This is a genomic window from Rhizobium sp. SVR5-9E, assembly GCF_056755095.1.
In genome coordinates, this window is the sequence record NZ_JBNDHS010000014.1 from 56,850 (window position 1) to 80,656 (window position 23,807).

Annotated in this window: 24 protein-coding genes; 14 read left to right on the forward strand and 10 right to left on the reverse strand. The window is 60.2% G+C overall.

The genetic code is table 11. The features are described 5' to 3' along the window. Positions 1–2: 2 nt before the first annotated feature. Complete coding sequence (locus ACPYOJ_RS09795; RefSeq protein WP_481416068.1) at positions 3–710, forward strand: hypothetical protein; 708 nt, start codon at positions 3–5, stop codon at positions 708–710. 11 nt (positions 711–721) lie between these two features. On the opposite strand, the gene ggt is transcribed toward ACPYOJ_RS09795, so the two are convergent. The 7 genes from ggt to ACPYOJ_RS09830 all read right to left on the reverse strand — a co-directional run bounded on the left by ggt (position 722) and on the right by ACPYOJ_RS09830 (position 6,392). Continuing rightward, positions 722–2,467 carry a gamma-glutamyltransferase gene (gene ggt, locus ACPYOJ_RS09800; protein ID WP_481416069.1) on the reverse strand — a complete coding sequence of 582 codons (1,746 nt, stop codon included), beginning with the start codon at positions 2,465–2,467 and terminating at the stop codon, positions 722–724. 66 nt (positions 2,468–2,533) lie between these two features. Then, on the reverse strand, positions 2,534–3,544 hold the full coding sequence (locus tag ACPYOJ_RS09805) for an alpha/beta fold hydrolase (protein WP_481416070.1): 1,011 nt from the start codon (positions 3,542–3,544) through the stop codon (positions 2,534–2,536). A 64-nt stretch (positions 3,545–3,608) separates the two neighbouring features. Next, entirely contained in the window at positions 3,609–4,223 is a 615-nt protein-coding gene (locus ACPYOJ_RS09810) for a tetratricopeptide repeat protein (protein ID WP_168831512.1), read from the reverse strand. 110 nt (positions 4,224–4,333) lie between these two features. Continuing rightward, positions 4,334–4,459, reverse strand: a complete 126-nt coding sequence (ykgO, locus tag ACPYOJ_RS09815; RefSeq protein WP_003582204.1) for a type B 50S ribosomal protein L36 — start codon at positions 4,457–4,459, stop codon at positions 4,334–4,336. A gap of 154 nt (positions 4,460–4,613) precedes the next feature. Then, positions 4,614–5,678, reverse strand: a complete 1,065-nt coding sequence (locus ACPYOJ_RS09820; protein ID WP_481416071.1) for a 5-(carboxyamino)imidazole ribonucleotide synthase — start codon at positions 5,676–5,678, stop codon at positions 4,614–4,616. Further along, the gene (gene purE, locus ACPYOJ_RS09825) at positions 5,675–6,169 is read right to left on the reverse strand and encodes a 5-(carboxyamino)imidazole ribonucleotide mutase (RefSeq protein ID WP_481416094.1); all 495 of its coding nucleotides are present in this window, start codon (positions 6,167–6,169) and stop codon (positions 5,675–5,677) included. The genes ACPYOJ_RS09820 and purE overlap by 4 nt, the downstream gene beginning before the upstream one ends. 19 nt (positions 6,170–6,188) lie before the next feature. Continuing rightward, entirely contained in the window at positions 6,189–6,392 is a 204-nt protein-coding gene (locus tag ACPYOJ_RS09830) for a YdcH family protein (RefSeq protein WP_481416072.1), read from the reverse strand. A 228-nt stretch (positions 6,393–6,620) separates the two neighbouring features. On the opposite strand from ACPYOJ_RS09830, the gene ACPYOJ_RS09835 reads away from it, so the two are divergent. Continuing rightward, the gene (locus ACPYOJ_RS09835; RefSeq protein WP_481416073.1) at positions 6,621–6,794 is read left to right on the forward strand and encodes a YdcH family protein; all 174 of its coding nucleotides are present in this window, start codon (positions 6,621–6,623) and stop codon (positions 6,792–6,794) included. Between the two features lie 173 nt (positions 6,795–6,967). On the opposite strand, the gene ACPYOJ_RS09840 is transcribed toward ACPYOJ_RS09835, so the two are convergent. Both ACPYOJ_RS09840 and ACPYOJ_RS09845 read right to left on the reverse strand, forming a co-directional pair. Continuing rightward, positions 6,968–7,228 (reverse strand): ArsR/SmtB family transcription factor, encoded by a 261-nt coding sequence (locus ACPYOJ_RS09840; protein WP_168831516.1) that lies wholly within the window; start codon positions 7,226–7,228, stop codon positions 6,968–6,970. A gap of 67 nt (positions 7,229–7,295) precedes the next feature. Further along, a complete protein-coding gene (locus tag ACPYOJ_RS09845; RefSeq protein WP_481416095.1) occupies positions 7,296–8,060 on the reverse strand; it encodes a sulfite exporter TauE/SafE family protein in 765 nt (254 codons plus the stop codon). Between the two features lie 107 nt (positions 8,061–8,167). Here ACPYOJ_RS09845 and ACPYOJ_RS09850 point away from each other — a divergent pair, with 107 nt between their 5' ends. Next, entirely contained in the window at positions 8,168–8,821 is a 654-nt protein-coding gene (locus ACPYOJ_RS09850; RefSeq protein ID WP_481416074.1) for a thiamine phosphate synthase, read from the forward strand. Between the two features lie 9 nt (positions 8,822–8,830). After that, positions 8,831–9,910 (forward strand): tetratricopeptide repeat protein, encoded by a 1,080-nt coding sequence (locus ACPYOJ_RS09855; protein WP_481416075.1) that lies wholly within the window; start codon positions 8,831–8,833, stop codon positions 9,908–9,910. A gap of 3 nt (positions 9,911–9,913) precedes the next feature. On the opposite strand, the gene ACPYOJ_RS09860 is transcribed toward ACPYOJ_RS09855, so the two are convergent. Further along, positions 9,914–11,626 (reverse strand): chemotaxis protein, encoded by a 1,713-nt coding sequence (locus tag ACPYOJ_RS09860; RefSeq protein ID WP_481416076.1) that lies wholly within the window; start codon positions 11,624–11,626, stop codon positions 9,914–9,916. Between the two features lie 379 nt (positions 11,627–12,005). Here ACPYOJ_RS09860 and ACPYOJ_RS09865 point away from each other — a divergent pair, with 379 nt between their 5' ends. The 10 genes from ACPYOJ_RS09865 to ACPYOJ_RS09910 all read left to right on the forward strand — a co-directional run bounded on the left by ACPYOJ_RS09865 (position 12,006) and on the right by ACPYOJ_RS09910 (position 23,752). Beyond that, on the forward strand, positions 12,006–12,335 hold the full coding sequence (locus ACPYOJ_RS09865; protein WP_481416077.1) for an STAS domain-containing protein: 330 nt from the start codon (positions 12,006–12,008) through the stop codon (positions 12,333–12,335). Further along, positions 12,332–12,700, forward strand: a complete 369-nt coding sequence (locus ACPYOJ_RS09870) for a response regulator (RefSeq protein WP_481416078.1) — start codon at positions 12,332–12,334, stop codon at positions 12,698–12,700. The genes ACPYOJ_RS09865 and ACPYOJ_RS09870 overlap by 4 nt, the downstream gene beginning before the upstream one ends. After that, positions 12,697–14,745 (forward strand): chemotaxis protein CheA, encoded by a 2,049-nt coding sequence (locus ACPYOJ_RS09875; RefSeq protein WP_481416079.1) that lies wholly within the window; start codon positions 12,697–12,699, stop codon positions 14,743–14,745. The genes ACPYOJ_RS09870 and ACPYOJ_RS09875 overlap by 4 nt, the downstream gene beginning before the upstream one ends. Then, positions 14,742–15,245, forward strand: a complete 504-nt coding sequence (locus ACPYOJ_RS09880; RefSeq protein ID WP_481416080.1) for a chemotaxis protein CheW — start codon at positions 14,742–14,744, stop codon at positions 15,243–15,245. The genes ACPYOJ_RS09875 and ACPYOJ_RS09880 overlap by 4 nt, the downstream gene beginning before the upstream one ends. 30 nt (positions 15,246–15,275) lie before the next feature. Next, on the forward strand, positions 15,276–16,979 hold the full coding sequence (locus tag ACPYOJ_RS09885; RefSeq protein WP_481416081.1) for a methyl-accepting chemotaxis protein: 1,704 nt from the start codon (positions 15,276–15,278) through the stop codon (positions 16,977–16,979). Positions 16,980–17,182: 203 nt separating this feature from the next. After that, positions 17,183–19,006 (forward strand): methyl-accepting chemotaxis protein, encoded by a 1,824-nt coding sequence (locus ACPYOJ_RS09890; protein WP_481416082.1) that lies wholly within the window; start codon positions 17,183–17,185, stop codon positions 19,004–19,006. Positions 19,007–19,369: 363 nt separating this feature from the next. Then, positions 19,370–21,295, forward strand: a complete 1,926-nt coding sequence (locus tag ACPYOJ_RS09895; protein WP_481416083.1) for a HAMP domain-containing methyl-accepting chemotaxis protein — start codon at positions 19,370–19,372, stop codon at positions 21,293–21,295. A gap of 2 nt (positions 21,296–21,297) precedes the next feature. Next, on the forward strand, positions 21,298–21,774 hold the full coding sequence (locus ACPYOJ_RS09900; RefSeq protein WP_168831527.1) for a chemotaxis protein CheW: 477 nt from the start codon (positions 21,298–21,300) through the stop codon (positions 21,772–21,774). Between the two features lie 22 nt (positions 21,775–21,796). Further along, positions 21,797–22,642, forward strand: coding sequence for a CheR family methyltransferase (locus tag ACPYOJ_RS09905; RefSeq protein WP_481416084.1), 846 nt, complete (start codon positions 21,797–21,799; stop codon positions 22,640–22,642). A gap of 12 nt (positions 22,643–22,654) precedes the next feature. Continuing rightward, on the forward strand, positions 22,655–23,752 hold the full coding sequence (locus ACPYOJ_RS09910) for a protein-glutamate methylesterase/protein-glutamine glutaminase (RefSeq protein WP_481416085.1): 1,098 nt from the start codon (positions 22,655–22,657) through the stop codon (positions 23,750–23,752). Positions 23,753–23,807 lie beyond the last annotated feature (55 nt).

The window sequence follows — 23,807 nt, forward strand, 5'->3', positions numbered from 1 at the left end:
CGATGCCAATATTCCTGTCCATTCCTCTGTTTTTCATGACGTTGATATCCAGTTTCGCCGACGTCAAGCCGATCGGCGAGGCGTTCGATATTTCCAGCATCCGTACGATCGTCATCAGGGGCGATGCAAGCTCAATCAAGATCACCACAAGGCCGGACGAGCCCTATCGTGCAACAACCAGCGGCCGCCGCCGCGGCTGGTTCTCATCCTGGTATTCGAGCTGGTTCTTCAACGTCTGCAAGGACGAGAGCAGCGTGCAGATCGACGGAGCGACGCTGACGATCGATATGGCGATGTCGGCCGGGAGCGACATTGCCGATTGCGCGCCGGAACTCTCAGCGAATATCCCGCCCGGCAGTGCTGTGCGTATCGAGCAGCAAGCCTTCATGGCAAGGCTGAACGGCGATTTCGCAAGCCTTGGCACATCGGGACAGGCGGCGGACATCACACTCGACGGCCATGCTTCCAGCGTCGATATCTCCGGCGCGGCGGTGCGGGCGAACCTGACTTACAATGCCGTCAGACGCGACGAGACGATCGAGATCGCCGCTCAGTCGCTCGATGCCTATCTCGGCTTCGGCAAGGACGTGCCGGTCGATTATACCGTGTCCGCCAAGGCATCCTACATCGACAGCCTCGTCCCCAGCGTCCCGGGCGCGCGTCCCCTGGTGAACATCAGGGGTGACTATGTACGCGCCCGCATCCGCTGATGGCGGACGGCTCAATAGCCGCTTGCCGAACCCTCGGTCGCGCGGCTGTCCATCGCACCGTAGTAGCGGGCGCCGCCGCCCTTCTCGATATCGGCAAGGCTCTTGCCGCCGACAAGGATGCCGGCTGCCTGGCCCCATTGCGGCGGGCCGCTCCCATCGTCGAAGCTGTAGCCCATGGCGGCAAGCGTCTTTATCGTATCCGGCGACAGGGTATAGGGTTCGAGATAGATCTTGTCCGGTTGCCATTGATGGTGGATGCGCGGTGCGTTGACAGCCTGGCTGATGTCCATGCCGAAATCGATGACGTTCAGGATCGCTTCCAGCGTGATGGTGATGATGCGCGAGCCGCCCGGGCTGCCGATCACCATGAACGGTTTGCCGTCCTTGGAGATGATCGTCGGGCTCATGGAGGAGAGCGGCGTCTTCTTCGGCACGATGGCGTTAGCCTCGCCCTGAACGAGGCCGTAGAGGTTCGGCACGCCGGGCTTGGAGGTGAAGTCGTCCATCTCGTTGTTCAGCAGGATGCCGGTACCCGGCGCGACAACACCGGCGCCGAAGGAGCCGTTCAGCGTATAGGTGACGGCGACCGCGTTGCCGTCGTTGTCGATAATGGAATAATGCGTCGTCTCGACGCTTTCCTTGGCGCCTAGCGGCTTAAGATCCGCAGATTTGCCAGCCTCGTAGCGATCGATCTTGTCGCGGATTTCCTTGGCATAGGCTTTGTCCAGAAGCTTCGAAACCGGATTGTCGACGAAATCCGGGTCGCCGAGCGCTGCGTTGCGATCGACATAGGCATAGCGCATGGCCTCGACCATGGCATGGACCGTCTCGGCCGAACCGTATCCCAGATAGGAGAGTGGGTAACCCTCGAGCACGTTGAGGATCTCGCAGATGATGACGCCGCCGGAGGACGGCGGCGGCGACGAAACGATGTCGTATCCGCGGTAATTGCACTCGATCGGCTTCAGTTCACGCACACTATAATGGTCGAAATCTTCTTTCGCGAGAATGCCGCCTTTCGCCTGGCTTGCCTTGACGATCGCCTCGGCAGGTGCCGCCTTGTAGAAGGCATCCGCGCCCTTTTCGGAAATGCTGGCAAGCACGGCGGCAAGCTCCGGCTGCACGAGCTTTTCGCCCGCGGAATAAGGTTTGCCGTCCGGCTTCAGGAAGATCTTTGCGGTGGCTTCATCTTTTGCGAGCCGCTTGGCGCTTGAGGCGAAAGTGTCAGCGTCGCCCTGTTCCAGTGTAAAGCCCTCCCTGGCGAAGCGGATCGCTGGCGCCATCAAATCGGCGCGGGGTTTCGTGCCGTATCTTTCGAGCGCGGTCTCAAAGCCCATGACAGAGCCCGGTACGCCGACGGCGAGGTAGCCGTCCAGGCTGGCACGGGGAACGACGTCGCCCTTGGCATCCAGATACATGGTTTTGGTGGCGGCAAGCGGCGCGCGTTCGCGGAAATCGAGGAAGGTCGTCTTGCCGTCCTTCAGGCGGATCGTCATGAAGCCACCACCGCCGATATTACCCGCCGTCGGATAGACGACAGCTAGCGCGTAACCGACTGCGACGGCTGCATCCACCGCATTGCCGCCAGCCTTCAAGACTTCGACGCCGACATCAGTTGCAAGATGTTGTGCTGTGACGACCATGCCGTGCTCGGCTTCTACGGGTGCCGGCGAGGCCGCGTATGCAGGTGCGAGCGGCAAAAAGGTAAAGGTAAAAGCAGTGAAAAGCGAAATCGTCCTGACGCGCAGGTAATCCATGATGTCCCCTCCAATAGATAAACTGTGAGAGGGATATGGTCCTGTTTTCGCGGCGCGCAAGGCCGCTCAGACGGCAATTGCCGTGCCGGCCGACAGCCGTTGCTCGGCAATGCGTGCAGCGGCCTGCAGGTCGCGTGGCTTGCCTGCAATCTTTTCGAGCGCGGCGATGGCGACATCGGTTGCGAGATAGTCCGGCTTGTGGCCGACGCCGCTGATCTTCACCAGCTCGGAGCCGGCAATGTCGCGGGCGAGCCCCTGAGAGTGCAGATGCTCCCAGACAATGCCATCGCGGTCGCCGGTGATGATGACCGTCGGTGCGGTGATGCGGCGATAGTGGGGCGATTGAGCTTTCAGATACTGGAGCAGTTTGGTGAAATCGGCCGCGTTGGCATGGAAGGTTCTGGGACGCAGCGCCAGAGAGGGGCCGGTCTTCGCGATGTAATCAGCAGGGCGCAGGTTTGGCCGAAAGACGTTCAGTGTCGCTTGCTCCAGCCGCCACAACCCAAGCGGCACGACGATGGCGTGATTGAAGAGCCAGCCAATCGCCGGCAAGGTCGCGACATGATAGTACCAGTCGATGCCCCCGGGCCATGGATGCGTGGCTGGGGCAAGGAAAAGGAGACCGGCAGACTTTTCCGGATGGCGGACGCCGAAGGCTGCGGCGATTGCGCCGCCGAAGGAGTGCCCGACAATGATCGCCTTTTCGATCCCACGTCTTTCCATGAGCTTTGCGATCGCATCAGCCTGCCCTGAGGGAAAGGCGTTCTCCGGTCCACCGCGTTCCGAATAGCCGTGCCCGGGACGATCAACGAAAAGCATTTCGGCGCGGCCTTCAAGCGGAACCAGGAAGGCGCCGATCTGGTCGAGCAGATTTCCGCATGCACCATGGATAAAGACCAGCGGCGGGAGATCGGCGGTGCCGGGGCGAGGAATATGGACGGCATTCATCTTGTAGCCGCCGATATCGGTGAGTTCGCCAATATTCGGAAAGGTCTGTTCGAACTTTCGGGCTTTGTAAGTCGTGTAGCCGATGGCGGCGGCGACAGGAGCGAGGAGGGTTGAAATTTCGGCAAGCATCGCGTCAGCCGGCAAAAATTGCACTACCGTGGGTAAGATTGTGCAGCCCGGTCGAGCGTCAAGATCAGGTCGGGCTTCCGGCGAGTTTTTCGGCAAGCGTATTTGCCTGCTGCTGCGCTGCGCGATTTGCCGGATAGATCTCGAGGAAGCGCTCCCAGGCTTTTAGCGTGAGCTGATCGTTCTCCGAATTGCTGAGAATCGCGGCCATTCCGGAGAGTGCGCCAAAGTGGCGCGGCTCAAGCTCGAGCACATGCTCGATGTCGGACATCGACTTGCGGTAATGGCCCATGGCGAAATTCAGCGTTGCGCGGCGGTTCCAACTCTCGGCATAGGTCGGCTTCAGCGCAATTGCCTGATCGAGGAAATCGAAAGCCGCGGCATTGCGCTTATCCTCGATCGCCTTGTCGGCCCACTGCATCAGCAGGTTCACCGTGGCGCTGCCGGAATCGTTCCATTCCAGGCGGATTTCTTCCGCGATGCTGCTTGCCTTGTCCGGGTCACGCTCGCGCTTCAGCTGGGCGAAGAGGTTGTCCAGGCGTTGTTTGGGGGAGGCGCTGGCATCCGGCTGTTCGGCAATGACTTCCTTCTCTGCTGCGAAAGCGGGAAAGGAAGGTGCAACGAAAGCGAGAGCAAGCGGCAGGACCGCACAGGTCAAAGCAAAAAAGCGCATGGCGGACAATGTAGCCCGCCAGCGCCGAAGATCAAAGAAAATTTGACGTGATCACCTAAGCGACCTTACCGGAAAGCCTGTAGCGCACAATTGCGCTGGCCAATCCGGATCGTGCTAAATCAGCCCTGACGAGCCTTGTAGCGCGGGTTCAGCTTGTTGATGATGTAGATGCGGCCCTTGCGGCGAACCAGACGGTTGTCACGATGGCGAGCCTTGAGCGACTTGAGCGAATTCTTGATCTTCATTTTTCTGATCCGCGATCTCTGGGGGGAATTTCACATTCGCCCGTACTTTAGACAATCAAAAAGCGCGCTCGGAGCGCGCTCTTTAGGTTGGCCGTGCAGATAACCCGGCCTCATGCCTGTGTCAACTACATGAAGGCGTTTTCTCGGGCAAAACCTAGGCTTTCGCCGTTAGAACAGTCACGTGGCCCATCTTCCGGCCCGGGCGGGATTCGGTCTTGCCGTAGAGATGCACGAAAGCGTCGCGGCGTTTCAGCCAATCCGGAACGCTGAGAATATCGTCGCCGATCAGGTTCTGCATCACGCAATCGGAATGGCGGTCCGCGTTACCAAGCGGCAGGCCGCCGATGGCGCGAATATGCTGCTCGAACTGCGAGATGATGCAGGCGGCCTCGGTCCAGTGGCCCGAGTTGTGGACGCGGGGCGCCATCTCGTTGGCGATCAGGCTGCCGTCCGAAAGAACGAAGAATTCGATGCCGATGACGCCGACATAGCCGAGCGACGAGAGAATCGCTTCCGCTGCCCTGCGAGCCGCTTCGGCGGTTGCATCGGAGATCGACGCGGGAACGGTCGATGTGTGCAGAATGCCGTTGCGATGCACGTTCTCCGCCGGATCGAAGGCGACGGCGGTGCCGTCCGTTGCGCGGGCGGCGATGATCGAAATCTCGCGCTCGAAGGGGATAAAGCTTTCCAGAATGAGTGGCACGCTGCCGAGAGCGGCATAGGCGCCGTTCGCGCTGTCGGCAGAGGAGCGGAATACCTTCTGGCCCTTGCCGTCATAGCCGAGGCGGCGCGTCTTGAGCACGCCCTGGCCGCCGAAATCCTCAAGGGCCGCTTCAAGCTCGCTTTGACTATCGACGGCGTGGAACCGCGCGGTCGGAATGCCGCAGTCGTTGATGAAGCGTTTTTCGACGAGCCGGTCCTGCGCTGCTTCGAGCGCCTTCGGTGGGGGATAGACGGGGATGTTCTTCGCCAGAGCCTCGGCTGCCGAGACCGGCACATTCTCGAACTCGTAGGTGACGACGTCGCAGGTCTTCGCCAGCTCGGCCAATGCCGCGGGATCGTCATAGGCGGCGACGATCTGGTGATTCGCGACGTGGGCGGCCGGGCAATCGGTCTGCGGTTCGAGAATGATCGTGCGGAAGTTTAACCGCGCAGCGGCCATCGCAAGCATGCGGCCAAGTTGGCCGCCCCCGATAATCCCGATCGTTCTTGCCGTCATAGGTTGTCCATCGGATATTCGGCGATCGAGGCGCTCTGCCGCTCGCGGTAATCATCGAGCCGCTCGGCAATATCCTCATCCGAAAGTGCCAGCACGGCGGCAGCAAGCAGCGCGGCGTTGATGGCGCCGGCCTTGCCGATTGCGAGCGTGCCAACCGGAATGCCGCCCGGCATCTGGACGATGGAAAGAAGACTGTCCTGGCCGGACATCGTTTTCGATTGCACGGGAACGCCGAAGACCGGAAGCGGCGTCAATGCGGCGGTCATGCCCGGAAGATGGGCGGCACCGCCTGCGCCGGCAATGATAATCTTGAAGCCCTCGTCACGCGCGTTCTTGGCGAAGTCTACCATGCGATCCGGCGTTCGATGCGCCGAAATAATGCGCGCTTCGTACGGGATTTCCAGCGCCTCCAGCGTGTCGGCGGCGTTCTTCATGGTCTCCCAGTCGGACTGGCTGCCCATGATGATGGCGACGGGCGGTCTGTCTGTCAGCGTCAACGGCCTTATCCCTTCAGGCGATGATATCCGGAATGATCTGGTCTTCGAGCTTGGTCAACTTGTCTTTGATGACCAGTTTTTTCTTTTTCATACGCTGGATGCGCAGCGCGTCGCACCCCATGGCAATCATGGCATTGATCGCGGTGTCGTAATCTTCGTGCTCCTGACGCAGGCGCGCCGCCATGAGCCTGATTTCCGCCTGTTCCTGATCGGCCATTTGCATTCCCCAATCCCGTCTTCGGCCGTTGTCCGGCTCGCCGATAATTTCCGCAAGCTCCTATCACCAAATAGCGATAACGGCTAGTTAGTGTTGATCATGAATTTGCCGCCGACTGACCACGTTTTCGCCTTCGACAATAATTCAAAAATATGTCACAGTCCGGCCGTTGAGGCCTTGAGCTCCAGCGATGGATGGCTGGGGAAGGCGAGAGGAAGGAAGGGTCAAATGACTGTTGAAGCTCATCTTGAATCACTCCAGAAAAAGCATGTAGCTCTGGAGGAAGAGTTACATTCGCTAATGGCATCACCCTCCAGAAAAGATGCGGAAATTGCGGAATGCAAGCGCAGAAAATTGCGCATCAAGGACGAAATCCAACGTCTGAAATCTTCCGTTCATTAAGTAGTGCAGTTCGCCGGGCGATCATCTTGCACTGTCAAAACGGATAAAACCAACCCCTCGATAAGTTTAGCAAGAACCGGCGGTTCTTCCACAAACAATGCGTCAGTCCATCCAGTGCGGCGTTGGGCTGGCGCATTTTCATTGGGAGATCGTTGCTGGAGCCTCGAAAGGCTCTACGCCCAAAATTGATCAAGCCACAGATTCAGCTTGTCGAAGCCGCGGTTGTTGACCGCGTAAATTCTTCTTGTGCCTTCGGAGGTCACCGACACGAGATTGCTGTCGAGAAGAGCCTTCAAGTGCTGGGATACTGCCGGCCTGCTGATCGGAAGGCTTTCGGCGAGTTCATTGACCGTTCTTGGTGCACGCCTGAGCTGCTCCAGCAGGAACCGCCGGTTCGGGTCTGATATCGCGGCGAAAGGATCGGCGTTCGACATGGGCGAAAAGCTACGTCAAAGCCACCTTTCCGGCAAGAAAATTGTGCGCTGCAACGATCCGGACGGCCTAGAGAGCCAAGCCTTCCCAGATGATCAGAAGTGCAGCGATGAACGCCATGCCATACATGAATGGGTAGAAGATCGTCGGCTTCATGCGGCGCACGCACCATGCGCCTGCCATGGTGGCGAGCGGAGCGAACGGCAGCAGGATCGCCGACGTCAGGAGGTTTTCGGTATCGAGCTGGCCCAGCGCGAAATAGGGTACGAGCTTTACGGCATTCAAGATAGCGAAGAAGCGAACGCTGGTACCGGTGAATTCGCGTGGTGGCAGTTTCAGGGGCAGGGCGTAGATTTGAAATGGAGCACCGCCTGCATGGGCGACGAAACTGCCATAGCCGGAAAGGATACCCCAAAAGCTTGCAAGCAAAGGCCGCTGACCGTGAGGCGGGATGATCTTTCCTGCCCCGGGACCAAAGTTGTTCCAGAAGTAGCGGGCGCAGAAGAGCACAGTAACTGTGCCGATGACCACGCGCAGCACATTGCCGGGCACCAGGGCGGATGTTGCCCAGCCAAGCGCGATGCCGAAGAGGGCGCCCGGCAGCATGATCTTCATCGTCGTCCAGTCGCCGTGCTTGCGCCAGATAACGAGTGAGATCATGTCCATGGCGACCAGGATGGGCAGCAGGATGGCGGCTGCTTCGACTGGAGAGACGACCAGCGCCAGGATGGGAACGCCGATCAGTGCCAGCGCATCACCCATTCCGCCCTTGGCGAGGCCCACAAGCAGCACAGCAGGTATCGCGGCATAAAAGAATGACAGCTCCGGCAGCATGCTTTTCAAGTCCTCCCCTTGCCAGCCCCGTCTAACGGAATTACTCACACAAAACGAGTGTGGATTTGCCGCCTGCGGGCGAAATCTGCTGAGAACGGAAAGAGTTCATGACCGAACCGGAAAACCGCTGCCGCCTTGTCCTGATCGTTCCGGACATCGCGGATGCCGACGAGCAGGCAAAGATCCTCGCTGATGCCCTGAAGGGCGGCGATGTCGCCTCGGTAATCGTGCCGCAATACGGGCTTGACGCCGGTACGTTTCAAAAGCACGCCGAGAAACTGGTACCCGTCATCCAAAATGCCGGCGCTGCTGCGTTGATTGCCGGCGACAGCCGTGTCGTCGGTCGCTCGAAAGCCGATGGCTTGCATCTGACGGGTTCAGCCGCCGAAATTGCCGAGGCGATCGAGAAATCCGGCGGCAAGCTGATCGTCGGTGGCGGCAACGCGACCGACCGCCACACGGCTTTGGAGGTCGGCGAGGAACGACCGGACTATATCTTCTTCGGCAAACTTGACGGCGACATCAAACCGGAAGCCCATCCGAAGAATGTCGCGCTCGGCGAATGGTGGGCCTCGATGATCGAAATTCCGTGCGTCGTCATGGGCGGCACTGATCCGGCCTCGGCACTGGTTGTCGCCGAGTCGGGTGCGGAGTTCGTAGCGCTGCGTATGGCGGTGTTCGCAGAGCCGGGGCAGGCTCCGTCCATCGTTGCTCACGTCAACGCGCTTCTTGACGAAAAAGCGCCACGGTTTGAGGATTGATACGCGGCCATGCCGAACGTCACCGTCCGCTTGCGCCGTTTCCTCCTGTCCGCTGCCGTAATGGCGGTTGCCTTGCCGCATGGCGCGTGGGCGCAAACGGTCGACAACATCGTGACACGCCCAGTCGGTTCAGAAGCCGAGCCGCTGAAGACGAACCGGCCTCCCGAAGGAACGCAGCCTTCGAGTGGCCTCGGCGTGTTGGACCGCATGGGCGCAAAGCTTCCCGACCTGCCGCCTGAAAAGCAATACAAAGGCCCGGCCGACGCGGCTTATGGTGCCTATCAGCGGGGCTATTATCTGACGGCAATGCAATTGGCCCTGCCTCGTGCGCAGCTTGGCGATCCCGCAGCGCAGACGCTGATTGCCGAACTGCAGTTTAACGGGCTTGGCGTGCGCCGCGATCTTAAGAGTGCGGCGTTCTGGTACGGCAAGGCGGCCGAGGGCGGGGATGCGGCGGCGATGTTCAAATACTCGCTGATCCTGATGGCAGGCGAACTCGTGCCACGCGACAAGAATAAGGCCGATGACTACATGCGCCGCGCCGCCGACAGCGGCAATGCTTCGGCGCAATTCAACTGGGGCCAACTCTTGACGGTCGACCATCCGGGGCCGGACGGACTTAAACTCGCGCTTCCCTATTACGAGAAATCCGCAGAGCAGGGCATAGCCGATGCCCAGTACGCCGTGGCGCAGATCTACTCCGCGCTTCCCGATCTGCCGGCGGACAAAAAGAAGCTGGCGCGCGAATGGCTGGCCCGCGCGGCGCGTGCCGGTTTTGATACGGCGCAGCTCGATCTCGGCATCTGGCTCGTAAACGGCACGAATGGACCACGCGACTTCGTGAACGGATTCCTGTGGCTGAAGCTCGCCGCCAATCGCGGCAACGTCGCGGCGCAGAACAAGCTCGCGCATCTCTACGTCAATGCGCTCGGAACTGCGCCGGACCCGGTCGAGGCGGCGAAATGGTACGTGCTGTCCCGCCGGGCCGGGTTGCCGGATCCCGAGCTCGAGGACTTCTTCCTCGGCATCGAGGACACCCAGCAAAAGCAGGCGATCGACCGGGCGAACAAGTTCCGGCGCTTGCCTTAGCTTTTAGAACAGCGCATCGGCGAAGAGATCCTCATCATCCGCTGGCTTGGCGGCTTCGGGCGCGGCGGCAGTCGGTGCCGTCTCTTCCGTTGCGGGAATGATGCCACGGTGAACGTTGCGTTCCTGAACCATCGTGTAGAGTTTGAAGATCTTGCGATCGAGGGGTTCAACGAGCTCCGCGAGGTCGGAAATATCTGCGACCTCCGCACCAGCCGTCTCCTCGAGCACACTTGCGCAACGGGCCAGCACCTCGCCCAGATCATGCTGGAAATCGAGTTTGCCGATCATCAGGTTGATCTTGTTTGCCACTTCGCGGCCATGTTCGGCGAGGACCTTCAGTTCCTCTTCCATGAGATTGGCGGCGGACCGGATGGTACCGACGGCCGATGTCAGGCTTTCGCCAAGGCCACCCGAGCTTGCGTCTGACGCTGGCGCGATCTTGCCGGCAGCCGCTTCAAGCGCTGGCAGGCCGTTGACGATCGCGTCCGCCGAGTCGTCGAGCTTGCCGGCAAAGATGCGCAGCTCGGCGGTGACGACGTTGATCGATTTGCCTGCCTCACCGAGGCGGCTGCAGCGCAAGTTCGTGTTCAGCGCCATGTAGTTGATATCGGTCTTGACAGCGCGGATATTGCCGATCGCTTCGAGCAATTTCGCAGCCGTTCCGAGTGTCGAATGGCTGACCTGATCCGCCTGGCGGCTTGCGGTATCGACCTGCATGACGATCTCATGTGCGGCTGAAACACTCGATTCCAGCGCCCGCATGACGTTGCCGCCGGCATCGCCGCTCTGCCCGCTCATCTGATCGCGGAGCTTCAGGATCTCCTGCGTATCATGGCCGAAGCTCGCAATCGTCTTGATGACGCTGCCGGATTCCCGATGGAAGTCCCGGCACATGTCGTCCATCTGGGCCGCCGTCAAATGGCTGATGACGTTTTCGAGCCGCTTACGCTGATCCGGATTGAGTGCCTTGCCCTCGCCGTTTTCGAGGAACTCTTCGAGAAGAGTGAATGTGCTCTGCACATGCTCAATGCGCTGCCGGGTGATATCGCCGATCTGCAGCGCGGAAAGCGTCGAAGCGACCTTGCTCTGCACGCCGCGCGCAATGGCTCCAACATCGCGGGCTATCACGCCGAGATTCTGGCGATGTGCCGCGATCCTCTGCGCATCGTCATGCAGCGCCTTGGCGACCGCCGGCACCGTCTCGGCATACCCCTTGGAGACGGCGGCACCAAATGCAAGCGCTGTTTTTACCTCCTTTTCGAGGATGTCCAGGTGGGCCGCGAAACGATTGACCTCGTCGGTTCCGGAGTAGATGCGCTCGAGAATTTCCTGCGCAAAGCCGTCGAATTCGGCAAGGCCGGCACCGGTGATCTTCACGGTGACGGCGAAGGTGCGCAGATAGCGCATCGTCTCCTGCATATCGGCTACGTGTTTACGCAGGCCGGTGCCCGTTTCGGCAAGCGAGGCGAGCGCTTGCTGGCGGGCATCTTCTGCCGCCGGCAGAGCGGTGAGATTGGAGACCGTCGCGTTCAGGTCGGCGCCTGCATCACTCGACTCATTGCTGTCGAGCGACTTCGTAATCGCGTCGAGCGAATTCAGCAGACGGTTCAAGACATCCATCACCGAAAGCAGCACGGCGCCGCCTTCCAGGAACCGTTCCTCGACCTGACTGCGGGCGGTCTCGAGCGTCTCTCCAACGCTCGAAGCCGAAGTCAATAACGCCGCCCGTGCCGTCCCCCTCGCGTGTGTCACGTCTGTCCCTTTACTTAGAATAGAGGCAAGTTCTGTTCTATTTCTACGGGCAGGATGGAAACGACCGGTAAACACGCAGGACTCGCGGACGTTGTGATTAACGGGAGGTTAAGAAAACAAACGTTCTTGTCAGGCGAACTTCGTGGCGGTCAACTAATGGATTGAAAAAGCTCAGTTTCGTCAAAGCTGAACGAGTCTCATTATAACTTATCCCCGATGAAAATTCAGGGAGTCGGGACTCGCCTGAATTGCGCTTTCATACAACCCCTGTTTACCCGCGGTTAAGCCTGTCGTGAGAGTCCTTATAGGGTCGTAAAGTATTTCTCCCGATCAGGAGGCTTAATTGGAGCCGCAAGAAGAATTTTATAAATATATTTCTGTATCAAATACATTAAATATAAGAAATATAGCAGAAATAAACGCAAGTATTGTTGCTGCGTTAAGTAACAATAGCTCCATCGTCATTAAGATCGAGGAAGGGCTCGATGCGGATCTGAGCTTCGTCCAGCTCGTCGAATCTGCTCGCCGTGAAGCCAAAGCACAAAACAAGAAAGTTTCGCTGGCGGCTCCGGCTGCGGGCTCGGTCCTGAAGGTTCTCGAGCGCGCCGGTCTCATCGAAGCGTTCGATCGCGAAGACGCAAAGTTCTGGTTGCATAAAGAGGTTACAGCATGAGCGCCAACATTCTGACAGTCGACGATTCCGCCAGCATCCGCCTGACGACCAAGGTCACGCTCACCAATGCCGGCTACACCGTAACGGAAGCGGTCAACGGGGCTGAAGGGCTTGCGGCGGCAAAAGGCGGTCAATTCGACCTCATCGTGACCGATCTCAACATGCCGATCATGGACGGCCTGACGATGATCGAGGAACTGCGCAAGCTTCCGGCGCATACCGGTGTTCCGATCATCTTTCTCACCACCGAGTCCGATGCCGATCTGAAAGCGCGCGCGAAAGCAGCGGGCGCCACCGGTTGGCTGACGAAGCCCTTTGATCCCGACAACCTCGTGAAGATCGTCAAGAAGGTTTTAGGACGATGAGCGCGCTCGATCCGGTTGCAGTCTTCCGCATGGAAGCGGCCGAGTGCCTCGAAGCAATCGAGGCAGGTCTTCTTGATCTCACTCATCAGCTTGACGACAAGAATCTTGTCGATGCCGTCTTCCGCGGGCTTCATACGCTCAAGGGCTCCGGCGCGATGTTCGGTTTCGAGGCGCTTGCCGCTTTTACCCACCATTGCGAAACTGCGTTCGATCGCGTCCGCAAGGGCGAAGTGCCGGCAACGGCCGAACTGGTCGCCGCCGTCCTCGCCGCGCAGGACCACATGCGTGCGCTGGTGGACCAGCCGGATGCCGATCACGGCGATACCGGACAGAAGCTCCTTGTGCAGTTGCAGGCAGCGGTCGGCAGTCACGCGGGCGCAAAGGCGACCGTAGTCGCGCCGGCGGCTGCCAAAGCCGTACCGCCCGCAGCAAAGAAGAAGAACAACTGGCGCATCCGCTTTAGCCTTCCATCGAATGCCATGGCCAATGGCACCAATCCGCTCGGCCTGCTGGACGAACTGCGTGATCTCGGTGAATGCACCGTGCGCGCTAATACGGCTGCGATCCCTCCGCTGTCCGAGCTTTCTCCGACCGAGCTCTACATCTCGTGGGAAGTCATGCTGAGCACCGAACACGATCGCTCGGCAATCGATGATGTTTTCATTTTCGTCATGGACGACATGGAGCTCGAAGTCGTTGATGTCGCTGCGCCCGCCGAGGTCGTGTCCGAAGTCGAGACGCCTGCCGCCACGGTAGTTGCCGCCGCCGAACCGGTCCCGCCGCCCGCGCCTGTGCCCGCCTTCAAACCGGTCGAGGCCGTCCCTGCAAAGCGGGAGGCGGCTGCTCTGGCCGATGGCCGCCAGGCCAAGGCGCAGGAGAACGTCCGCGTTCCAGCCGAGCGGCTGGACGAACTTATGGACCGCGTCGGCGAGCTTGTCATTGCCCAGTCGCGCCTCAGCCAGCTCGCAAGCTCCAGCGCCGACATAGCCCTTCGCTCCGTCTCCGAAGAGATCGAGCGCCTTTCCGGCGAATTGCGTGACACGATGATGGTGTTGCGCATGGTTCCCGTCGCAACTCTCTTCTCGCGCTTCCGCCGCCTCGTTCACGATCTCGCCCGCGAAACCGGCAAGGTCATCGAGCTGGTGACGGAAGGAGAAAGCACCGAAGTCGACAAGACCGTCATCGAGCGGCTCGCCGATCCTCTGGTCCATCTCGTCCGCAACTCGATCGACCATGGTCTGGAAACACCTGGCGACCGCCTTGCCGCCGGTAAACCAGAGGCAGGCACCGTGACGCTCTCGGCCCGCCAGTCAGGCGGCGAGGTTATCATCTCCATCAAGGACGACGGCCGCGGCATCAACCGCGACCGGGTGCGTGCCAAGGCGGAATCGTCTGGTCTCATCGCCCCCGGGCAGCAGCTTTCGGATTCCGAACTGCTGCAGCTCATCTTTGCTCCGGGCTTCTCGACGGCGGCGACGATCACCAATCTCTCCGGCCGTGGCGTCGGCATGGATGTCGTCAAGAAGACCGTCGAGGCGCTTCGCGGCACGATCGATATTGTCAGCGTTCCGGGCGAGGGCTCCGAAGTGTCGCTCCGCATTCCGCTGACGCTCGCCATCATCGATGGTCTGCTCGTCCGCGTCGGTTCGGGCCGCTATGTGATCCCGCTCTCGGCGGTCGAGGAATGCCTCGAACTGTCGCTGGAGGAGGATCTGCGCTCGCGCGGCCGCAGCTTCATCTCGCTGCGCGACAGCCTCGTGCCGTTCCTTCGCCTGCGCGATCTCTTCCGCACCGGCACCAAACCGGACGTGCACCAGAAGGTCGTCGTCATCTCGACAGGTACGGAACGCGTCGGCCTAGTCGTCGACCAGATCATCGGCGATCACCAGACGGTCATCAAGTCGATGTCGAAGCTGCATCACGACGTGGCGACCTTCTCCGGCGCCACCATTCTCGGCGACGGCAGCGTTGCCCTCATTCTCGACGTCGGACATCTCGTGGCCGCCGGTCAACAACAGGAGGCGCAATTGCGGGTAGCAGGATGAGCGCAGCAGCAGAGAAGATCAGCCATCATTGGAACTATGCCGAAGAAGTCGAAGTTCTGACCTTCGACATGAACGGCGAGACTTTCGCGCTCGAAGCCGTCATCGTCCAGGAAATCCTGGATCTGCTTCCGGAAACCGCGGTGCCCGGTGCCCAGCCATTCGTCGCAAGCGTCATCAATTTCCGCGGCAAGGTCATTCCGCTTGCCGATCTTCGTCTCGCCTTCGGCATGGAGGCAACCGAAGCGACGATTGATAGCCGCATCATCGTCATCCAGATCGATCTGCAGGGTGAGCAGACGCTTGTCGGTCTGAGGACCGACAAGGTGAATGAAGTCACCACGCTTGCAAAGTCCGCGAGCGAAGCGCCGCCAAGCGTCGGCATGCGCTGGCGCGCAGACTACATCAATTGCCTGGTCAAGCGGGGCGGCGAATTCATCATCCTCCCCAATCTTCAGGCGATTTTCTCTTCGAAGCGCGAAGCCGCCGGCGCGGGAAACTAATCCCGGACAGGCAAAGAGGTGTTTAAAATTATGCGATTGACGATCAAGACAAAGTTAGTGGCGGCGTTTTCGCTCATTATCGTGATGATGATGGGTACGGCCGCATATGGCATTATCAGCCTTTCCGGGCTCAATACCGCAATCAGTAACGTGCTTTCCGGCCCGGCCCTGCGCCTCGAACTGGCGCAGCAGATCAACATCGGCGAGCTGCAGGCCATCCGCCAGCAGAAGAACCTATTGATGGCAGCCGATCAGGCAGCAATGGAAGCTGCGATCACCAATGGTGACGCCGGCCGCGCCGATTTCGAAAAGGCGCTCTCGCAAGCCGAGGCGATCTCCACCGAGGACGGCAAGCCGCTCTGGGCCAATATCCGCCAGCTGTCGGTGGCCTTCTACCAGTCCGACGACGAGATCCGCCAGCTGATGCGCGCCGGCGACCGGGCAGGCGCAAACAACATCTCCTCGACGGTTGCCCGCAAGGCGGCGACCGATATCGACAACGCCGTCGAGGCCATCACGAAACTCGAGAAGTCCCAGCTCGACGTCGCCGACGACGATGCCGAAGCGGAGTACCAGCAGACACGCCTTTTCATGATCAGCGTCGTCGGCGCCGCCTTCCTCATGGCAGCTGTAACGGCCTTCTGGATTGCAAGCACGATCAGCAAGGGGCTCTCCCGCGCCAACACGGTCGTCCGCGAGGTTTCCGAAGGCGACCTGACCAAGATGGCCGAGATCACCAACCGCGACGAAATCGGTGAACTTCTCGGAAACGTCAACATCATGATCGAACGCCTCCGCGGCGTCGTTGGTGATGCCTTGTCGGCAGCCGACAACGTCTCCTCGGGTAGCCAGGAACTGTCAGCAAGCTCCGAGCAGGTCTCGCAAGGGGCGACCGAACAGGCAGCTTCTGCCGAGGAAGCATCGGCTTCGATGGAGCAGATGGCAGCGAACATCAAGCAGAACGCCGATAATGCCGCCCAGACGGAAAAGATCGCCCGTCAGTCGGCCAAGGACGCGGAAGCTTCCGGCGACGCCGTCAACCGTGCGGTCGATGCCATGCGCACGATCGCCGAGAAGATCGGCATTGTCCAGGAAATCGCCCGCCAGACCGACCTGCTCGCTCTGAACGCTGCCGTCGAAGCTGCCCGTGCAGGCGAACACGGCAAGGGCTTTGCGGTCGTCGCGTCGGAAGTGCGCAAGCTTGCCGAGCGCAGCCAGTCGGCTGCCGCCGAGATCAGCTCAATGTCGAGCGACACCGTCAAGGCAGCCCGCGACGCCGGCGAAATGCTCGGCCGTCTGGTTCCGGATATCCGCAAGACCGCGGAACTGGTTTCGGAAATCAGCGCTGCCTGCCGCGAACAAGACATCGGCGCCTCGCAGATCAACGAGGCCATCCAGCAGCTCGATAAGGTGACCCAGCAGAATGCCGGCGCCTCCGAAGAGATGTCGGCAACCTCCGAAGAACTGGCAGCACAGGCTGAAGAACTCCAGGCTTCGATCGCCTTCTTCAAGGTCGATACGGCCGGGTCTAAGAAGGTCGCCGCTCACAAGGCTCCAGCGAAGACTCCTGCAAAAGTCATCAATGCTCCCATTCGCAAGGCATCGCAGGATGTCTCGCACGTCGGCCGTAGCCAGTCCGTCTCCGCCCAGCAGGCACGCGCCAAGGGCTTTGCCTTGGACATGTCGATGGGTGGGCCGGACGCCGGTGACGACGACTTCCGCGAAAGCGCCTGATCAATGAAATGCCGCGGCTGGTTTTGCCAGTCGCGGCATTGATGATGCCCAACGGATGTTGACGTTGGAGGCGTGGCTGGCTCTGCCACTCGCTCACGCAAGAGTAGATGCAAGGCTCTTCATTCCACAATGCGAACCGCTCGCGCACTCAGAAAACCGGTTGGGATGACACCGGTCTTTCTAAAATACCCAAGGGGCTACTCATGCGTCTAACGATCAAATTAAAGCTGGCTTTGGTCTTCGCCGCGGTCATTTTGCTTAGCGGATTGATGGCGGGTCTTGCGATCTACAATCTTTCGTCGCTGAATTCCGAGATCACAAAGATGATCGCGGAGCCGATCAACGATTTGAAAAACGTCTCCGCGCTCAGCGACATGCTCAATAACAGCGTCCGGGCCGAAAAGAATGCGGTCCTAAATAATAATCCTGCCGAGATCGCCGAGTTCGTTCAGGCAATGCTCGACCATCAGAACGGAATCGAAGATCTGACCGTAAAGCTCGAAGCTTCCGCTGATCCGGATGTGCGGACACAGGCCGGTCAATTCAGGGCAGTCTACGAACAATACGTGCCTATCCAGAAACGAATTGCCGATCTGGCAACGCAGAACACCGCCGAGTCGAATTCCGAGGCCTCCGGATTGACGATGAAGCAAGGCCGCGAGCTCATGGACAAAGCTCTCAAGGTCATGGAGGACATGCGGGACACGATTTCCGGCGACGTCAACGAAACCGATCAGGCGACCGACGCTCAGTATGCCAACTCGCGACTCCATCTCGTTGCCATTACCGTCTTGCTTATCGTGTTCTCGGTCGGTTGCGCCACCTGGATTTCGCTCAATATCTCCCGTGGCCTGAGGCGTGCCGTCAATCTGGCCGACGCCGTCAGCATCGGCGATCTGGATCAGAGTATCGAGCACAAGAGCAACGATGAAATCCGCGATCTGGTCGCCTCCATGACGAAGATGACGGATAACCTGCGCAATACCGCAGAGATCGCGAACCAGATCGCCAACGGCGACCTGACGGCGTCTCCGAAGCCGCTTTCGGACAAAGACGTTCTTGGCATCGCTCTTGAACAAATGGTCGAGCGCCTGCGCGGCGTCGTCGCCGATGCGATTTCGGCCGCAGAGAACGTTTCTGCCGGTAGCCAGGAACTGTCGGCAAGCTCCGAGCAGGTCTCCCAGGGTGCGAGCGAGCAGGCAGCCTCAGCCGAAGAGGCCTCCGCTTCGATGGAGCAGATGGCCGCGAACATCAAGCAGAATGCCGACAACGCGGCGCAGACCGAAAAGATTGCCCGCCAGTCCGCCAAGGACGCCGAGACGAGCGGCGACGCGGTCAAGCGTGCAGTCGATGCCATGCGTACGATCGCCGAGAAGATCGGCATCGTTCAGGAAATCGCCCGCCAGACCGACCTGCTCGCTCTGAACGCGGCGGTCGAAGCTGCCCGTGCTGGCGAACATGGCAAGGGCTTTGCGGTCGTCGCGTCGGAAGTGCGCAAGCTTGCCGAGCGCAGCCAGTCGGCGGCAGCCGAGATCAGCTCGATGTCGGGCGATACCGTCAAGGCGGCCCAGGAAGCTGGCGACATGCTTGGCCGCTTGGTGCCGGATATCCGCAAGACCGCTGAACTGGTTTCCGAAATCAGTGCCGCTTGCCGCGAACAGGATATCGGCGCCTCGCAGATCAACGAGGCCATCCAGCAGCTCGACAAGGTGACCCAGCAGAACGCCGGTGCCTCCGTCGAGATGTCGGCAACCTCCGAGGAACTGGCAGCACAGGCCGAAGAACTGCAAGCCTCGATCGCCTTCTTCAAGGTTGATACGGCAGGACCAAAGAAGGCCGGTATTCACAGGGCGTCGGCTAAAACCTCTGGCAAGCTCGTGGAGACTCCGGCTCGCAAGATCGCGCAAGACCACGCTGGCCGTGGCCAGTCCGTTTCTGCGCAGCAGGCACGCGCCAAGGGCTTCGCACTGGATATGTCGATGGGTGGCCCGGACGTGGGTGATGAAGACTTCCGCGAAAGCGCCTGAGCGCTCCGTTGGAACTGAGATTGCCGCGGACTCCTGGTCCGCGGCCTGAAATGCCCAACGTGTGTATGCGTTGGTATCGCAATCGGCGGGTTTCCCCGTACTGTGAAATGGTTGCCAGGATCTCAGGCGATCCCTCCCAGCCATGGTGCGGTGCATTGGAGCCCTCTACCGGCAGGTAGGTCAACGTCCGCAGTCCGGCGCGCTGCGGTTGGAGAGCCGATCGCGAGATTGTGGCGAGCTGGCAGACGGCGGACCTCAAGCGAGCGACGATGATCTCATGAGGGGTAGATGTTCTTCGAGCCGATGCGCCGGAAACCAGCGGGGCGGTGCTCCCACCGCCAGCTGAAATAAAGGATTCTCCAAATGCGCTTTACGATCAAAGCCAAAATGACAATGGCCTTCGGGCTGCTGATTGCTGTGACCATTGCCTGTGCTGCGTTCGGTATGCGGGGCGCGAGCATGGTCGCATCGATGCAGAACGATCTCCTCACCGGCCCGGTACGCCAGGACGGCTACGCTTCCAATCTCGCCCGAGCATTCGACTCGTTAAATCTGGCCGAGAGCGATCTTCTGCTGGCCACGACTGCGGAGCGGACGCAGCAGGCGGTCGAGGGCATCAAGCAACAGCGCAAAGCGTTCGAAGACGCGCTTGCGCTCGGGAAGGATAGCGCGGCTGACGAGCTCAAGCCAAAGTGGCAGGCCATCGCCGATTTTTGGAGCGATTACGCTCGCCTGAACGACAAAATTAGGGAGCTTGCGCTTGCCGGTCAGCGCGACCAAGCCGTTGAAGTCGACCAGACCGAAGGCGGAGCTGCTGCCGAAAAGCTTGACGGGCTGACGGAATCGCTCGCGGGCCTGACGCGCGAAGCGATCAGCGCAGGCGATGAGGCGGCTGACGCGGCATTCGGCAGCACATTCAACATGTTGATTGTCATTGCAGCCGTTGGCGTGGCCCTGTCTATCGCGACGGCGCTGTGGATTGGCATCGATATCATGCGCGGCCTGTCGAAAATTCGTGCCGCCGCCAACGCCGTTGCCATTGGCGATTTGGAGCAGACGATCGAAGTTCGTACGAATGATGAGATCAAGGATCTCGTCGATACGATGAACGGCATGACTGCCAATCTCCGCCGCACTGCGGATGTGGCAAACAGCATCGCGGCAGGCGATCTCTCGATCGACCCGAAGCCGCTTTCGGAGAAGGACGTGCTCGGCTTCGCCATGCAAAGCATGGTGACGAACCTGCGTACGACAGCCAACATCGCCGACCAGATCTCGAACGGCGACCTGACGGTCTCTCCGACGCCGCTCTCCGACAAGGATGTGCTTGGCATCGCTCTCGAGCAGATGGTCGAACGCCTGCGCGGCGTCGTCGCCGATGCGATTGCGGCCGCCGAGAATGTGTCGTCTGGCAGCCAGCAACTGTCGGCAAGCTCCGAGCAGGTCTCTCAAGGGGCGACCGAACAGGCAGCCTCGGCTGAAGAGGCTTCCGCTTCGATGGAGCAGATGGCCGCCAACATCAAGCAGAACGCCGACAATGCGGCACAGACCGAAAAAATCGCTCGCCAGTCCTCCAAGGACGCCGAGGCAAGCGGCGAAGCCGTCGCCCGTGCGGTCGATGCCATGCGTACGATCGCCGAGAAGATCGGCATCGTTCAGGAAATCGCCCGCCAGACCGACCTGCTCGCTCTGAACGCCGCTGTCGAGGCAGCCCGTGCCGGCGAACATGGCAAGGGCTTTGCGGTCGTCGCGTCGGAAGTGCGCAAGCTTGCCGAACGCAGCCAGTCGGCGGCGGCGGAAATCTCGTCCATGTCGAGTGATACGGTGAAGGCTGCTGCCGATGCCGGCGACATGCTCGGCCGTCTGGTGCCGGATATCCGCAAGACCGCCGAACTGGTCTCCGAAATCAGCGCGGCGTGCCGCGAGCAGGATATCGGCGCTACGCAGATCAACGAAGCGATCCAGCAACTCGACAAGGTGACCCAGCAGAATGCCGGTGCCTCCGAAGAGATGTCGGCAACTTCCGAAGAGCTCGCCACGCAGGCCGAAGAACTGCAGGCCTCGATCGCCTTCTTCAAGATCGAGACCTCGGGCAATCGCGGGAGCCGCACGCCAGCTGCCAAAATGACCGTCCGCAGCCCGGCCACTGCAGCCCCTCGCAAGCCTGCTGGTAAGGCTCCGGCAGCCAACAGCGTCTCCGCCCAGCAGGCGCGGGTGAAGGGTTTTGCTCTCGATCTATCCATGGGCGGTCCCGATGACGGCGACGCCGATTTCAAGGAAAGCGCATAAAGATGGCTACAACGTCCCTGGAAGCTCAGTTCGTGACCTTCAGCCTCGGCGAGGAAACTTTCGCCGTGCCGGTGGAGGTTGTGCGGGAAATTCTCGACTATGCGGAAGCCTTCAAGATTCCGAACGGTCCTGATTACCTGCTCGGCCTTCGCGATGTGCGCGGCCAGGGCGTTCCGACGATTGACCTTAGGCTAAAGCTCGGCCTGTCGAAGACAGTGCCTACCTCGCATACGCGGGTGCTCGTGCTCGACATTCCGATGGAAAACCGCACGCTGACGCTCGGTCTTGTCGCCGATCGTGTCTTCGAGGTCACGCCTTTCCGGCGTGACCAGATCGAGCAGGCGCCGGACATCGGTGTTCGCTGGCGGTCCGATTACATTGCGGGCGTCGTGCGCCGCGAAAACGGCTTCGTCGTCATCGTCGATCTCGCGCGGCTCCTGTCGCGCGAGGACGCTTCCGTATTGCAATCGGCGGCCTAGCGCCGCCACCTCGGAGTAGTTCATGAGTATGGCAGCGGTGCAAGCCGGCGACCGGATCAGCAAGCGCAATTTCGATATGCTTGCCCGGTTCATTTACGACTACAGCGGTATCAAGATGCCGCCGACAAAGCTGACGATGCTGGAGGGCCGGTTGCGCCGGCGGCTTCGCGCGACGAACCATTCGACGTTCGACGACTATTGCGATTTCCTCTTCGATGATGGCGGACTGGAACAGGAGGCGATCTATCTGATCGACGTCGTCACGACGAACAAGACGGACTTCTTCCGCGAAGCGAGGCATTTCGACTTTATGCAGGCGGTGGCGTTGCCGGCGCTGGTAAACAGCGGCATTCGCACCATCCGCACCTGGAGCTCCGCCTGCTCGACAGGCGCTGAACCCTATACGATGGCAATGGTGCTTGCCGAATTCACCGAAGCGCGCCACGACCTGAAGTACAGTATTCTCGCGACCGATCTCAGCACGGATGTGTTGCAGACGGCCCGCAGGGGCATATATCCGCAGGACCTCGTCCAGCCCGTTCCTCACGATCTGCAGCGGAAATACGTGATGACCGCCAAGCAGTCCGGGCGAGGCGAAGTACGGATTTCGCCGAAGCTGCGCAGCAAAGTCGGCTTTGCGCGCCTGAACCTGATGGATGAGAAATATCCCGTCGGCGATCTCATGCAGATCATCTTTTGCCGCAACGTTCTCATCTATTTCGACAAGCCGACGCAGCAGGGCGTCTTAAGCCGGTTGTGCGATTGCCTGGCAAAAGGCGGCTACATGTTCATCGGCCATTCGGAATCGATCACTGGTTTCGACTTGCCGTTGAAGCAGGTGTCCAATACCGTTTTCCAGAAGACCTGAAGCAGAGGCGAGATGGGAAAGAAAGTCCGCGTTCTAATCATCGACGACTCCGCTAGCGTGCGCCAGACGCTGACCCGTGTTTTGCAAGAGGACCCGGACATCGAAGTCATGGGTGTCGCGAGTGATCCTTTCATGGCTGCGCGAAAGCTGCAGGAGGATGTCCCGGACGTCATCACGCTCGATGTGGAAATGCCGCGCATGGACGGCATCACCTTCTTGCGCAAGCTGATGTCCCAGCATCCCATCCCGGTTGTCATGTGTTCGTCATTGACTGAGGCTGGTTCCGAGACGCTGATCCAAGCGTTGGAGGCTGGTGCCGTCGATATCATCCTGAAGTCGAAGATCGGCGCGGCGGACAGTCTGGCCGATGACGCAATCCGCATCCGCGAGGTGGTAAAGAGTGCTTCGTATGCGCGGCTGCCTGCGACGCGCCGTGCCGCAGGGACGATCCGCTCGGCGTCGGCAGAAGGACCTGCAAAGAAACTGACGGCGGATGCAATGCTTCCACCGCCGACCGGCCGCGCGATGGCGAAGACGACGGAAATGGTGGTCTGCGTCGGCGCATCGACCGGCGGAACAGAGGCTCTTCGCGAATTCCTGGAAGCGCTGCCTGCCAATGCGCCGGGAATGGTCATTGTCCAGCACATGCCGGAAAAGTTCACGGCGGCGTTCGCCAAGCGTCTCAATGGTCTCTGCGAGGTGGAAGTCAAGGAAGCGGCGGATGGCGATCCGGTACTTCGCGGTCACGTGCTGATCGCTCCCGGCGACCGGCACATGCTTTTGGAACGGCGGGGCGCACGCTACCATGTTTCCGTCAAGACCGGTCCGCTGGTCTCGCGGCATCGCCCGTCGGTCGACGTGCTCTTCCGTTCCGCTGCGCGGGCTGCCGGTTCGAACGCGATGGGCATCATCATGACGGGTATGGGCGATGACGGTGCGCGTGGCATGCTCGAGATGCATGAGGCCGGCGCTTACACGGTCGCGCAGGATGAGGCGAGCTCGGTTGTCTTCGGCATGCCGAAGGAAGCAATCGCCAAAGGCGGCGTGGATCGCATTTTACCGCTCGACCAGATCGCTCGCGAAGTATTGCTAACCCAGCAGAAGTTCTGAGCTTCATCGCGCAGTTCGAGACCGGTGAGCCTCGACGGCAATTCCGGCCGGAAGG

What these genes read in the sequence shown, in the direction of transcription:
- ACPYOJ_RS09795 (WP_481416068.1), top strand. Translation starts at nt 3, where the DNA reads ATGCCAATATTCCTGTCCATTCCTCTGTTTTTCATGACGTTGATATCC.
- ggt (WP_481416069.1), bottom strand. Translation starts at nt 2,467, where the DNA reads ATGGATTACCTGCGCGTCAGGACGATTTCGCTTTTCACTGCTTTTACC.
- ACPYOJ_RS09805 (WP_481416070.1), bottom strand. Translation starts at nt 3,544, where the DNA reads ATGCTTGCCGAAATTTCAACCCTCCTCGCTCCTGTCGCCGCCGCCATC.
- ykgO (WP_003582204.1), bottom strand. Translation starts at nt 4,459, where the DNA reads ATGAAGATCAAGAATTCGCTCAAGTCGCTCAAGGCTCGCCATCGTGAC.
- ACPYOJ_RS09820 (WP_481416071.1), bottom strand. Translation starts at nt 5,678, where the DNA reads ATGACGGCAAGAACGATCGGGATTATCGGGGGCGGCCAACTTGGCCGC.
- ACPYOJ_RS09830 (WP_481416072.1), bottom strand. Translation starts at nt 6,392, where the DNA reads ATGGCCGATCAGGAACAGGCGGAAATCAGGCTCATGGCGGCGCGCCTG.
- ACPYOJ_RS09835 (WP_481416073.1), top strand. Translation starts at nt 6,621, where the DNA reads ATGACTGTTGAAGCTCATCTTGAATCACTCCAGAAAAAGCATGTAGCT.
- ACPYOJ_RS09840 (WP_168831516.1), bottom strand. Translation starts at nt 7,228, where the DNA reads ATGTCGAACGCCGATCCTTTCGCCGCGATATCAGACCCGAACCGGCGG.
- ACPYOJ_RS09845 (WP_481416095.1), bottom strand. Translation starts at nt 8,060, where the DNA reads ATGCTGCCGGAGCTGTCATTCTTTTATGCCGCGATACCTGCTGTGCTG.
- ACPYOJ_RS09850 (WP_481416074.1), top strand. Translation starts at nt 8,168, where the DNA reads ATGACCGAACCGGAAAACCGCTGCCGCCTTGTCCTGATCGTTCCGGAC.
- ACPYOJ_RS09855 (WP_481416075.1), top strand. Translation starts at nt 8,831, where the DNA reads ATGCCGAACGTCACCGTCCGCTTGCGCCGTTTCCTCCTGTCCGCTGCC.
- ACPYOJ_RS09870 (WP_481416078.1), top strand. Translation starts at nt 12,332, where the DNA reads ATGAGCGCCAACATTCTGACAGTCGACGATTCCGCCAGCATCCGCCTG.
- ACPYOJ_RS09875 (WP_481416079.1), top strand. Translation starts at nt 12,697, where the DNA reads ATGAGCGCGCTCGATCCGGTTGCAGTCTTCCGCATGGAAGCGGCCGAG.
- ACPYOJ_RS09880 (WP_481416080.1), top strand. Translation starts at nt 14,742, where the DNA reads ATGAGCGCAGCAGCAGAGAAGATCAGCCATCATTGGAACTATGCCGAA.
- ACPYOJ_RS09885 (WP_481416081.1), top strand. Translation starts at nt 15,276, where the DNA reads ATGCGATTGACGATCAAGACAAAGTTAGTGGCGGCGTTTTCGCTCATT.
- ACPYOJ_RS09890 (WP_481416082.1), top strand. Translation starts at nt 17,183, where the DNA reads ATGCGTCTAACGATCAAATTAAAGCTGGCTTTGGTCTTCGCCGCGGTC.
- ACPYOJ_RS09895 (WP_481416083.1), top strand. Translation starts at nt 19,370, where the DNA reads ATGCGCTTTACGATCAAAGCCAAAATGACAATGGCCTTCGGGCTGCTG.
- ACPYOJ_RS09900 (WP_168831527.1), top strand. Translation starts at nt 21,298, where the DNA reads ATGGCTACAACGTCCCTGGAAGCTCAGTTCGTGACCTTCAGCCTCGGC.
- ACPYOJ_RS09905 (WP_481416084.1), top strand. Translation starts at nt 21,797, where the DNA reads ATGAGTATGGCAGCGGTGCAAGCCGGCGACCGGATCAGCAAGCGCAAT.
- ACPYOJ_RS09910 (WP_481416085.1), top strand. Translation starts at nt 22,655, where the DNA reads ATGGGAAAGAAAGTCCGCGTTCTAATCATCGACGACTCCGCTAGCGTG.